The sequence below is a fragment of the Pseudomonas sp. FW507-12TSA genome, assembly GCF_058781435.1.
Genome location: NZ_JBYSWT010000032.1, coordinates 33,791 through 47,456, shown reverse-complemented (window position 1 = coordinate 47,456; position 13,666 = coordinate 33,791). Strand labels below are relative to the sequence as shown.

Annotated in this window: 1 protein-coding gene (only partly in view); it reads right to left on the bottom strand. The window is 69.7% G+C overall.

Annotation, left to right across the window (positions count from 1 at the left end; genetic code table 11):
• Positions 1-110: 110 nt before the first annotated feature.
• Positions 111-13,666, bottom strand: the 3' portion of a protein-coding gene (locus AC3WK8_RS25645) for an amino acid adenylation domain-containing protein (protein ID WP_492574088.1). It continues 1,123 nt past the right edge of the window; only the last 13,556 of its 14,679 coding nucleotides appear in the window; the start codon falls outside the window, past its right edge — the gene reads right to left on this strand; the stop codon is at positions 111-113.

Here is a 13,666-nt window from a genome sequence, read left to right as displayed (position 1 = left end):
CCCCTGGCGGGACACCGTGTTGCCGTGATGAGCGGTGTCCCAGGTGGATGAAAGGTCCTATCCGGCCGCGGGGGGGCACCCGCCCGCCGCCAGCCTGGTCGTCCCTGGCGTCATGACACGACCTCCTCCCGGGGCAGCGCCAGGCCGTCCTGCCACCAGGCCGCCAGGTGCCGCACATTGGGTGCCTTGAGCAGGCTGAAGTGGTTGCCCGGGGCGTACCACACGCCCAACTCGCCCACCAGGCCGCGCCAGCCCTGGATCATGTCCTGCTGTTCCCGACGGTTGCCGGCGGCGTCCAGCACCGGGTCGTCGGCCAGCACCAGGCGCACCCGTCCAGGGTAGCCATCCCCGGGCCGGTAGCAGGTGCGCAGGGCCGTGGCGAAGGTCCGCGCCGGGCCATGCATGGCCCGGGGGTCGGCACGCTGGGACAGCAGGCCGATGCGCACCATGCCCGCGTGCAACTGGCGCATCTGTGCGGCGTCATCCGCGGCGGCAAACCCCTCGGCATCGATACCCATGTCGCGACCGGCGGACAACTGCATGGATTCGATCAGGCGTTGCAGCGCCGCCGTGGTGGTATAGGGCCGTCCCACCAGGCCCGTTCCGCCTGGGGCCTGGCTGTCGAGCAGGGTCAGGGACGCCACGTCGCGGCCGGCGGCCTGCAACAGCGTGGCTATCTCGAACGCCACCCAGCCGCCGAAGGAGTGGCCGATCAGGTGCAGCGGCCCGCTCGGGTGCTGCTCCTTTATCGCTTGCAGGTAATGCCTGGCCGCCACTTCCACCTGGCCATGGGGCGCATCGTTGCCATCCAGGCCCCGGGCCTGCAGGCCGAAGATCGGCCAATCCGGCCCCAGGGCCTCGGCCAGGCCGATGAAGCCGGTAATGCTGTCGCCGGCCCCGGGCACGCAGAAGATCGGCACCTGCCCGGCACGCCCACCCTGGATCCGCAGCAACGGCTGGTGGGCCTGGCCGGCACGGGCGGCCAGCCTCGGAGCCTGCTCCAGGGCCAGGCCCATGGCCTGCCCCAAGGCCTGGACATGGGGCGGCTGCATCATGCTCAGGTGGTCGCCGGGAACGCTGAGGCAATGCAACTGCTCCACCGCCAGCACTTCACCCCAGCCCAGGGTCGGGCTGCGCCGGGACAGTTCGGTGGGTCGTTCGGCGGCGCAGAACAGATGCACCGGCACACCGATCGGATGCAACCGGTAATGGGCCAGCGCATGCCCATGGGCCACCTCGCGATCCAGGTACTGCCACAACTGCTCGGGGTTGGCCGCCTCCAGCTGGTCGAACAACAGGCGCTGGTCGCGCAGGCAGTGCAGCAAGGCCGCGAAATCGAGGCCGTCGAGCTGTCCGCGCAATCGCTCCAAAGCCGCCAGCGCCACGCTGCCGGCCTCGCCCTGGGCGCTCCAGTAGGCCTGGCACTGCAACAGCAAGTGCTGCTGGTGGGCATCGGCGCCGGACCAGCGCGCCTTGCCCTGGTCGGTCAGGCGCGGCACGTAGCTGTCGATCAGGCCGAGGAACTCCACCTGCTGATCCAGCCCGAGCAGTTGCTGGGCGATTTCATAGGCCAGCACACCCCCGAACGACCAGCCGGCGATACGGTACGGGCCCTCGGGCTGGGCCTCGCGCAGGACCTGCACCAAACGCGTGGCCAGGCATTCCAGGGTGCGCAATTGCGGCTGGCCCAGGGCGATGCCGGGCAGGCCATAGATGGGGAAATCCCCCGGCAGATGTTGCCCCAGCACCGGGAAGTACAGGTCCAGCCCGGTGAACTCGTGCACCAGGAACAACGCCGGTCCACTGCCGCAGCGGATCGGTACCAGCTCCAGGGCCGGCGCCGCGCCACGCTCCTCCAGCAGCCGCGCCATGGCGGCCACGCTGGCGTGCTGGAACAGGTCCGCCAGGCCCAGCTCGAAACCCGCCTGCTGCAGGCGGTTGACCAGCTGGATCGCCAGCAGCGAGTGCCCGCCCTGCTCGAAGAAATGCTCGTGGCGCCCCACCTGGGGCATGTGCAGGACCTGGGCCCAGTGCTCGGCCAAGGCTTGCTCCAGGGGCGTGCGTGGCGCCTCGTAGGTACTGCTGGCCCGGGTTTCGGGCCCCGGAGCCGGCAGCGCCTTGCGATCCAGCTTGCCATTGGCGGTCAACGGCAACGTCTCCAGGCAGACATAGGCCGGCGGCACCATGTACTCCGGCAACCGCTCCAGCAGGTACTCGCGCAACATCTCGCTGGTTGGCGGCAGCTGCCCTGCATTGACGCTGTAGTAGGCCACCAGGCGCTTGTCTCCGGGCTCGTCCTCGCGCACCAGGACCACGGCGTCGCGCAGCCCGGCAAAACTCGCCAGGCAAGCCTGGATCTCCCCCGGCTCGATGCGAAAACCACGGATCTTCACCTGCTCGTCATTGCGGCCGATGCACTCCAGCACGCCGTTGCCCAGCCAGCGTCCCAGGTCGCCGGTACGGTACATCCGGGCCTCGGGCTCGCTGCTGAACGGGTCGTGGAGGAAGCGTTCGGCGCTCAGCTCGGGGCGATTCAGGTAGCCCAGGGCCACGCCGTCGCCACCGATATGGATCTCCCCCACCACGCCGATGGGCAGCGGCTGGCCCAGGGCATCGAGGATGTACACCTGGGTGTTGGACAGCGGTCGGCCGATGGGCACGCTGTCGGCAGCTTCCGGCAGTTCCCCGGGCTCGTGGGTGACGGCGAAGGTGGTGGTCTCGGTCGGGCCGTAGCCATTGACCAGGCGCAGCCCCGGCGCCTGGGCCTGCATCCGCCGGAACGCCGTGGCATCCGCCCGCTCGCCGCCACACAGGAGCATGCGCAAGCCCTTGAGGGCCTGGGGGATCAACTGCACGTACTGGTTGAACAGGCTCGTGGTGAGGAACAGCAGCGTCACGCCAGAAGCTTGCAGCAGCTGGGCGAACGCCGGTGGGTCGAGCAGGGTCTCTTGGTCCACCACCACGACCCGGCCACCGTTGAGCAGCGGGCCCCAGACGTCCATGGTGCTGGCGTCGAAGGCCGGGCTGGAGGCGAACGCCACCCGGTCAGCGGCGTTGAAGTCGGCGTAGCCGTTGTTGATCACCAGGCGGGTGATGGCCCGGTGCGGCACCCTTACGCCCTTGGGCTCGCCGGTGGAACCGGAGGTGTACATGATGTACGCCACCGCCGCGCTGGAGGCTTCCAGGTCCGGGTTATGCCCCGGCAGGCGATCGAAGCGCAGGCGGTCCAGGTCCACCCGTTGCGGCGCGCCGTCCAGTGGCTGGTCGCTGTGGGCCAGCAGCACCAGTGCCTGGCTGTCGGCCAGCATGAAGCCCAGGCGTTCGGCCGGGGCATGGATGTCCAGCGGCACGTAGGCCGCGCCGCACTTGCTGACCGCCAACTGGCTGGCCAGCAGGTCCAGGCTGCGGGGCAACAGCAAGGCCACGTTGGCCCCCGGCCGCACCCCCAGTTCCAGCAAGTGGTGGGCCAGCTGGTTGGCCCGGGCATTGAGCCGGGCATAGCTGAACACCTCCTGGCCATGCACCGCCGCTACCTGTTGCGGCCGCTCCCGCACCTGCTCCTCGAAACGCTGGTGCAAGGCCTGCCGGCGTGGGTAGTCGCGGGCGGTGGCGTTGAACTCCACCAGCACCCGCTGGCGCTCGGCCTGCGGCAGCACCGCGACTTGGCCGATGGCCAGCTCCGGGGTCTGCTCCAGGGCCTGTAGCAGGTTCTCCAGGGTGCACTGCAGGTACTGGCAGATACGCAGGGCATCGACCCCGGCGGCCACCGCCGTGAGCAGGAAACCATCGCCCAGGTCGTCGACGCTCAGGGTCAGGGGATAGTTGCTGCGCTCCTGCGCGTTGAGCAGTTGCATGCCTTCCCAGGCCTCTGCGGCCGAAGCCGCCGCGGGCGCACTGTGCCGGTAGTTGAGCAAGCTGCTGAACAGCGGCGTGCCCGGCTCCACCCCGCTGCAACGCTGGACCAGGGCCAGGGGTGCCTGCTCGTGGCCCAGCAGTTGCGCCAGGCGCTCATGGGTGGCCAAAAGTGCCTCGCGTACCGGCACCTGGCCCAGGTCGACCCGCAGCGGCAAGGTATTGATGAACACCCCCAGGGCGTGTTCAGCGCCCTCGCCGCCCTGCATCCGGCCCAACAGCACGGTGCCGAACACCACCTGCTGCTGCGCCGCCAGGCTACCCAGCACTCGGCCCCAGGCCAGGTGCATCAGGCTTGCGGCACTGACCCCCAGTTGCCGCGCACGCTCGCGCAGGCGCCGGGCCAGCAGTCGGTCCAGAGGCAAGCGCGCCTCGCTGAGTGCCACCTCGCCCCCTGGCGCTTCCTGCAAGCCCAGGGGCAGGGTCGGTTGCTGGATATCCCCCAGCATCTGGCGGAAGAACGCCTCATGCTCGGCCTCGCCCATGCCCAGTCGCGCCTGGGCCACGTAGTTGCGATAAGGCACCGCCGCGGCCAGGCGTTCCTGGCGCCCCAGGAGAAAAGCCTGCAGCTCGTGCTGCAGCACTTCCAGGGCGACGTGATCCATCACCAGGTGATGGAACAGCAACAGCGCCACCACCCGTCCGTGGTCCGGGTCCAGCGCATGCACCAGGCGCAGCAACGGCGCCTGGGCGATATCCAGGCGGTAGCGACGGCTGTCGAACCGTGCCTGCAACTGCTCCAGCACCGGCCCTTGGGCGGCGTCCAGCACCAGCTCTTCACAAACCAGCGGCGCCTCGCGCCAGACCACTTGCAGCGGCTGTTCCAGGCCCTCCCACAGCACCGCGCTGCGCAGGATGTCATTACGTTCGATCACCCCCTGCAAGGCCTTGGCGAAGGCTTGCAAGCGCCCGGCACTGTCGAAGGCGAACTGCGCCTGGAGCACATAGGGATCGCCCTGGCCGGCGGCCAGGTGGTGATAGAGAATGCCCGCCTGCAACGGCGCCAGCGGGTAGATGTCCTGGACGTTGGCGGTGCCCCCGGGCACCGTGGCCACGACCCGGTCGATGGCCGCCTGGTCCAGTTCGATCAACGGCAACAGTGGCGGGGTGATCCGCGGGCAATCGCGGTAGATCAGGTTCTGCGGTACCTGTACCTCGCGACCACGGCCCACGGCAGTGGCCAGGGCCGCCAGGGTCGGCTGGCCGAACAGCACCCGCACATCCGCCGACAAACCGGCCCGGCGCATGCGCCCGATCAGGTTCACCGCCAGCAGCGAGTGCCCGCCCAGTTCGAAGAAGTGATCGTGGCGCCCCACCCGCTCGACGTTGAGCAACTCGGCCCACAACTGCGCCAGCAGGATCTCGGTGTCGCCCACCGGCGCCTCGTACTCGCGCACCACCGCCGCTTCCAGCCCCGGAACCGGCAGCGCCTTGCGCTCCAACTTGCCGTTGGGGCTCAGGGGTAGCGCGTCCAGGTGCACGAACAGCGCCGGCACCATGTAGTCCGGCAGGTGCTCCAGCAGCGCCTCTCGCAACTGCTCCACGGGCAACTTCGCGTGCCCGGCGACGCTGGTGTAGTAGGCCACCAGGCGCTTGTCCCCGGGCACGTCCTCGCGGGCCAGGACCACCGCTTCCTTGATGCCTTCGAGCTGGGTCAGGCGCGCCTGGATTTCCCCCAGCTCGATGCGCAGGCCGCGGATCTTCACCTGGTCGTCGTTGCGCCCCAGGTACTCGATATTGCCGTCGGCGAGATAGCGCCCCAGGTCGCCGGTGCGGTACATGCGCGCGCCTGGTTGATCACTGAACGGGTCGTCGACAAAACGCTCGGCGGTCAGTTGTTCGCGGTTGAGATACCCACGGGCCACCTGCACCCCGGCGATGAACAGCTCGCCCACCACCCCCAAGGGCACCGGCTGCAATTGCGCATCCAGCAGGTACAGCCGGGTGTTGGCGATCGGCTTGCCGATGGGCGTGTTGTCCGGGGTGGCGTCCAGCGGGCCGGTGCAATCCCAGGCCGTCACGTCCACTGCCGCTTCGGTGGGGCCATACAGGTTGTGCAGGGCAACGTTGGGCAACTGCTGCTTGAAGCGCCGCACCAGGCTGCCCGGCAGCGCCTCGCCGCTGCACATCACCTGGCGCAGGCTGGCGCACTCGCGGGTCTCGCCATAGGCCAGGAACACGTCGAGCATCGAGGGCACGAAATGCAGGGTGGTGATGTTTTCCCGGGCGATCACCTGGCGCAGATAAGCCGGGTCCTTGTGCCCTTCGGAGCGGGCCATCACCAGGCGGGCGCCGGTGAACAGCGGCCAGAAGAACTCCCACACCGACACGTCGAAGCTGAACGGGGTTTTCTGCAATACCGCGTCGCCGCTGGTGAGCCGGTACCGCTCCTGCATCCACAGCAGGCGGTTGACCACCGCCCGGTGCTCGTTCATCGCGCCCTTGGGCTGGCCAGTGGAACCGGAGGTGTAGATCACGTAGGCCAGGTGCCGCGGCGTGAGCCCATCGAGGCGTGGGTTGACCCGCGGCTGGCGGCTCCATAGCGCCTGCCCGAGGTCCACCAGCGGCACGCCGGGGTCGCCCAGCAGGCCCAGGGTCGCGCCGTCGGCCAGTACCGCCAGCGGTGCGCTGTCCTTAAGCATGTAGGCGATGCGCTCGGCCGGATAGGCCGGATCGATGGGCACGTAGGCGCCGCCGGCCTTGAGGATCGCCAGCAGGCCCAGCACCATGTCGACGCTGCGCTCGACGCAGATCGCCACCCGCTGGTCCGGGCCGACGCCCAGTTGCAGCAAGTGCCCGGCCAACTGGTTGGCCTGCTGGTTCAGCTGGCGATAACTCAGGCGCTGCTCGCCGGCCTGTACCGCCAGCGCCTCGGGACTGCGCAGTACCTGGGCTTCGAACAACCCGTGCAGGGTCTGTTCCAGCGGGTAGTCACGGGCCGTGGCGTTGAAGCCTTCGAGCAACTGCCAACGCTGCTCCCGGTCCAGCAACGGCACCTGTTCCAGGAGCATCTGGTCGTCGCTCACCATGGCCTGCAACACCCGCTGCAGATAGCCGACATAACGCTGCATGGTGGCCTCGTCGAACAGCGCCGTGGCGTATTCCAGGGTGCCTTCGATATGGTCCTGGACCTCCCCCAGGTTCAGCGACAGGTCGAACTTGGCGAAATGGCTGGGCTCGTGGACCCCCTCCAGGCGCAAGTCACCCAGCACCAACTGCGGGGCATCGCCGTTCTGCCAGGTCATCAGCGTCTGGAACACCGGGCTGTGGGACAGGCTGCGCACAGGCCGCAGGATCTCCACCACCTGCTCGAACGGCAGGTGCTGGTGGGCCTGGGCTTCGAGGGTGCGGGCGCGGACCTGGGCCAGCAATGCCTCGATGCGCGGCGCGCCAGCCAGGTCCACGCGCACCGCCAGGGTGTTGACGAACAAGCCGATCAAGCCTTCGACCTCGGCCCGCATGCGGTTGGCCACGGGGGTGCCGATCACCACCTCGGCCTGCCCCGACAGGCGCCCGAGCAACAGCGCCCAAGCGCTCATCAAGGTCATGTACAGGGTGCTGCCATGGCGTTGGCCCAAGGCCCGCAGGCTGGCGGTGAGCTGGCGGTCCAGGCGCACCGGGACGCTGCTGCCGGCGTAGTCCTGCTGGGCCGGGCGCGGCCGGTCGGTGGGCAACAGCAGCAATGGCGGCGCCCCATCCAGGGCCTGGCGCCAGTAGTCACCCTGGCGTTGCAGCACCTCGCCGCTGAGCCAGCGGCGCTGCCAGTGGGCGAAGTCGCTGTACTGCAACGCCAGCGGCGGCAGGGGGTCGGGCAGGCCACGGCTGAAAGCGCCGTACAGGGCCACCAGTTCCCGGGTCAGCACCCCCATGGACCAACCATCGCTGACGATGTGGTGCAGGGTCAGCAAGAGCACATGGTGATCGTCCGCCAGGGTCACCAGGCGCCCACGGATCAGCGGCCCGCGCTCCAGGTCGAACGGCGCCGAAGCCTCGCCCTGGACCAGCGCCTGCAAGGCGTCGTCGGCCTGGGGATGGCCGCGCAGGTTTTCCACCTGCAGGCCGAGCCCGGAGTCTTGTGGGGCGATCAGTACCTCGGCCTGGTCGCCGTACTGGGCGAAGCGGCTGCGCAAGGTCTCATGCCGCGCGACGATACGCGCCAAGGCCCGTTGCAGGGCCGGGCTGTCCAGTTGCCCACGCAGGCGCAGGCCCAGGGGAATGTTGTAGGCGGTGTTGGCGCCTTCCATCTGCGCCAGGAACCACAGCCGCTGCTGGGCGAAGGACAAGGCCAGGGGCTGATTGCGCGGCGCCGGCAGCAAGTCCGGCAGGCTGCTGCGCTCGGCCCGGGCCACGGCCGCGGCCACCGCGTGCAGTTCGGCGTTGGCGAACAGGTCGCCCAGGGCCAGCTCCACCCCCAGGCTCTGGCGCACCTGGGAGAGCATGCGCATGGCCAGCAGCGAGTGTCCGCCCAGTTCGAAGAAGTGATCGTGGCGGCCAACCCGCTCCACCTGCAGTAGCTCGCTCCAGATCTGCGCCAGGGCGATCTCGTTGTCGCCCTCGGGGGCCTGGTATTCCCGGGCCAGCAGCGCGTCCAGCGCCGGCTCCGGCAGGGCCCGGCGATCGACTTTGCCGTTGGCGGTCAGCGGCAGGCTGTCCAGCCGCACGTAGGCCGCCGGCACCATGTACTCGGGCAACTGCTCCAGCAACTGCGCCCGCAACTCGGCGGGGCTCGGCACCCGCTGCCCGGCAACGGTGAAATAAGCCACCAGCCGGGTCTGCCCCGGCTGATCCTCACGGGCCAGCAATACCGCCTCCTGGATGGTCGCCAGGCGGTTCAGGCAGGTCTCGATCTCGCCCAGCTCGATGCGCACGCCGCGCACCTTGACCTGGTGGTCGTTGCGCCCCAGGTAGTCGATGCGCCCGTCCGCCAGCCAGCGTGCCAGGTCGCCGCTGCGGTACATGCGCGCCCCCGGCTCGGCGCTGAACGGGTCGTCGAGGAAGCGCTCGGCGGTCAGCTCGGGACGATTGAGGTAGCCCCGGGCCACCCCGGCACCGCCCACGTACAGCTCGCCGGCGACGCCGACCGGCACCGGCTGGCGCTGCTCGTCCAGCAGGTAGATCCGCGCATTGGCCATGGGCCGGCCGATGTCCAGCACCCCGCCGGCCACCAAGGGCCCCGACGTCGCCACCACCGTGGCCTCGGTGGGCCCGTAGTTGTTGATCACGGCAAAGGCCTGGGGCTGCTCGAAATGGCGCAGGCGGTCGCCGCCGATCAGCAGGGTCCGCAGGGTCGGGTGCCCGGCCTGCTGGCCGAAGGCGTACTCGGCCACCGGGGTCGGCAGGAAGCTCACATCCAGCGGCTGGGCGCGCCACCAGTCCAGCAACCGGTCGATGTCCTGGTGGTCGGTGCCGGCCGGCGGCAAGTGCAGGGTCGCGCCGCCGCACAGGGCCGGCCAGACCTCCCAGGCCATGGCATCGAAACCCAGCCCGGCAACGCTGGAAGTGTGCCGGCCCGGGCCCAGGTCGAAGGCCTGGCAATGCCAGTGCACCAGGTTCGCCAGGCTCTGGTGTTCCACCATCACGCCCTTGGGCTGGCCGGTGGAGCCCGAGGTGTAGATCACATAGGCCAGGTGCTGCGCGGTCAGCCCGGGCACCTGCGGCGCGCTGGACGGTTGCTGCAGCCAGGCCGGATCGTCGAGGTCGACCCGCGAGAGGCCCGGGCTGGCGGCCACGGTCCGGGTCGCGCCTTGCACCAGCAGCGCCAGCGGCGCGCTGTCCTCCAGCAGGTAGGCGATGCGCTCGGCCGGATGGGCCGGGTCGATGGGCACGTAGGCGCCCCCGGCCTTGAGGATCGCCAACAAGCCCACGACCAGCTCCGGACCGCGTTCGACACAGACCGCCACCCGGGTGTCCGGGCCCACGCCCAGGCCGCGCAAGTGATGGGCCAGGCGATTGGCCCGGGCCTCCAGCTCGGCGTAGCTCAGGCGCCGGTCGCCGGCTTGCAGGGCCGTGGCCGCAGGCTGCTGCGCCGCCTGGGCCGCGAACAGCTGGTGCAGGGGCGTACCCCGGGGATAATCGGGGCCCGCGGCATTGAAGCCTTGCAGCACCTGGTGCCGTTCGGCCTGGTCCAGCAGCGAGATCCGCGCCAGCGCTTGCTGGTCGTCGGCGACCATCGCCTGTAGCACCTGGACCAGGTAGCCGGCAAAACGCTGGGCGGTGCCGGCATCGAACAGCGCGCTGGCGTAGTCCAGGGAGCCGCGGATCTGGCCCTGGCTTTCCCCCAGGCTCAGGGTCAGATCGAACTTGGCCACCTGGTTGGCGGCGACCACCCCTTCGAGCTTGAGCTCGCCCAGCACCAGGTCCTGGGCGAAGTCCTCGACCCAGGTCAGTACCGTCTGGAACAGCGGGCTGTGGGCCAGGCTGCGCTGGGGTCGGACGATTTCCACCACCTGCTCGAACGGCAGGTCCTGGTGGGCCTGGGCTTGCAGGCTGCGGGCGCGGACCTGGGCCAGCAGCCCGGCCACGCTCTGCGCACCCTCCAGCTCCAGGCGCAGGGCCAGGGTGTTGACGAACAAGCCGATCAAGCCTTCGACCTCGGCGCGCATGCGGTTGGCCACCGGGGTGCCGACCACCAGGTCGTCCTGGCCGGACAGGCGTGCGAGCAACAAGGCCCACCCGGCCAGCAAGGTCATGTGCAGGGTGCAGCCATGGCGCTGGGCCAGGGCCTTGAGCTGGGCACTGAGCGACGGCTCCAGCGCCAACGGCACGCTGGCACCGCGAAAATCCTGTTGCACCGGCCGTGGCCGGTCGGTGGGCAGCATCAGCAGGGTCGGAGCCCCAGCCAGTACTCGCCGCCAGTAGTCGGCCTGTTGTTGCAGCACCTCGCCGCTGAGCCAGCGCCGCTGCCACAGGGCGAAGTCACCGTATTGCACCGCCAGGGGTGGCAGCGGGTCCGCCTGGCCTTGGCTGAAGGCGCTGTACAGGGCCACCAGCTCACGGGTCAGCACGCCCATGGACCAGCCATCGGCGACGATATGGTGCAGGGTCAGCAACAACACATGGTGCTCGTCCGCCAGGCGCAGCAAACGCCCGCGGATCACCGGCCCGTGTTCCAGGTCGAAGGCTTGCGCCGCCTCGGCCTGCACCCGCTCGGCCAGGGTCAAAGGCGCATCGCCCAGGTCCTCCAGCGACAGCTCCAGGGCGCCCTCCAGCGGCCCCACCTGGACCTGGGGCTGGTCATCCACCAGGACGAAGCGACTGCGCAAGGTGGCATGCCGGGCGACGATCGCCTGCAAGGCCTGTTGCAGCGCCTGGCGATCCAGCTGCCCGCGCAGGCCCAGGCCGATGGGAATGTTGTAGGCGCTGGCGCCACCGGCCATCTGCGCCAGGAACCACAAGCGCTGCTGGGTGAAGGACAGCGGCAGGTCCTGGTCCTGGGGCGCCGGGAAGATTTCCGGCAACTGGCTGCGCCCGCTGCGCTCCAGGACGCTGGCCAGGGCGTGCAATTCGGCATTGGCGAACAATTCGGCCAGGGCCAGCTCCAGTCCCAGGCGCTGGCGCACCAGCGAGACCATCCGCATGGCCAGCAGCGAATGCCCGCCCAGCTCGAAGAAGTGATCGTGGCGCCCCACTCGCTCCACCTGCAGCACTTGGCTCCAGATCTGCGCCAGGGTCGTTTCGACAGGCCCTTCAGGCGCCTGGTAGTGACGGCTGAACAGCGCCTGCTGGTCAGGTGCCGGCAAGGCGATGCGGTCCAGCTTGCCATTGGCGGTCAGCGGCAAGGCCTGCAACTGCACATAGGCCACCGGCACCATGTAGTCCGGCAATTGCGCCAGCAGGTATTCGCGCAGCTCGCCCGGGGTCGGCGCCGCGAGCCCTTCGCGGACGGTGAAGTAGGCCACCAGCCGCAGGTTGCCCGGCTGGTCCTCACGGGCCAGGAGCACCGCTTCCTGGATGCCGGGAATCTGGTTGAGACGGCTCTCGATCTCGCCCAGCTCGATGCGCACGCCCCGGATCTTCACTTGGTGGTCGTTGCGTCCCAGGTATTCGATGCGCCCATCCTCGAGCCAGCGGGCCAGGTCGCCGGTGCGATACATGCGCGCCCCCGGCACGGTGCTGAAGGGGTCGTCGAGGAAGCGCTCGACGGTCAACTCGGGACGATTCAGGTAGCCGCGGGCCACTCCCGCCCCGCCCACGTACAGCTCGCCGGCGACCCCGATGGGCACTGGCTGGCGGCGTTCGTCCAGCAGGTAGATCCGCGCATTGGCCATGGGCCGGCCGATATCCAGGGCGCCACCGGCCTCGACGGTGCCGGAGGTGGCCACCACCGTGGCCTCGGTGGGGCCGTAGTTGTTGACCAGGGTAAAGCTCTGCCGCTGGCCGAACTGGCGCAGGCGATCGCCGCCGATCAGCAGGGTACGCAGGCTCGGATGCCCCAGTTGCTGGCTGAAGGCGTACTCGGCCACCGGGGTCGGCAGGAAGCTCACATCCAGCGGCTGGGCCCGCCACCAGGCGAGCAAGGCGTCGACATCCTCGGTGCCCTGGCTGGCCGGCGCCAGGTGCAGGGTCGCGCCCACGCACAAGGCCGGCCAGATTTCCCAGGCCATGGCGTCGAAGCCGAAACCGGCCAGGCTCGAGGTCTGGCTGGCGCGGCCCAGCTCGAACGCCTGGCAATGCCAGTCCACCAGGTTGCCCAGGGTCTGGTGCTCGACCATCACGCCCTTGGGCAGGCCGGTGGAACCGGAGGTGTAGATCACGTAAGCCAGGTTCCGCTCACTCAGCCCGGGCACCTCCAGGTTGTCCCCGGGCTGGTCCTGCCAGTGCCGCGGGTCGAGTTCGAGCACCGGCACCGCCAGGGCCGGCAGGCGCTGGCGCAACTCGGCCTGGACCAGCACCACCCGTGGGCTGCTGTCGTCCAGCAGGTAGTTCAGGCGTTCATCGGGATGGGCCGGATCGATGGGCACGTAGGCGCCACCAGCCTTGAGGATCGCCAGCAGGCCCACCAGGGGCTCCAGGCCCCGGCGGGCGACGATCGCCACCCGGTCGTCGGGCCGCACTCCCAGGGCCCGCAGCCGGTGGGCCAGGCCATTGGCCTGGGCATTGAGCCGGGCATAGCTCAGTTCACGCCCCTGGCAGCAGGCCGCCAGCGCCTCGGGGGCATGGGCCGCCTGGGCCTCGATGCGCCGATGCAGGGGTTGGCCCCGGGGGTAGTCCCGCGTGCTGCGGTTGAAACCTTCGAGTACCTGCCGGCGTTCGCTGGCCGGCAACACCGCCAGCGCGTCCAGGACCAGCTGCGGCTCCTGCTCCAGGGCCTGGGCCAGATGCTCCAGGGTGCACAGCAGGTAACCGAGGATCCGCCGCGGATCGACCTGGTTGCTGGCCAGCAGGGTCAGGCCAAAGTCCTCGGCGAAATCATCGATGCTCAAGGTCAGGGGGTAGTTGGTGCGTTCCTCGCTGTGCAGGGTGCTGATCCCGGCCCAGGCGGCCTGGGCCTCGGCACTGGCTCCGGCGGCGCTGTGGCGGTAGTTGAGCAAGCTGCTGAACAGCGGGGTCGGCGCACTGACTCCGCTACAGCGCTGGGCCAGGGCCAGGGCCGCATGCTCATGGCGCAAGAGACTGGTCAGGCGCTTGTGGGTGTCCTTGAGGGCCTCGGCCAGGCCCTGCCCGGCCACGTCCAGGCGAAACGGCAAGGTGTTGATGAAGATGCCCAGGGCCCGGTCGGTGGCTTCGGCGCCCTGCATCCGGCCCATCAGCACGG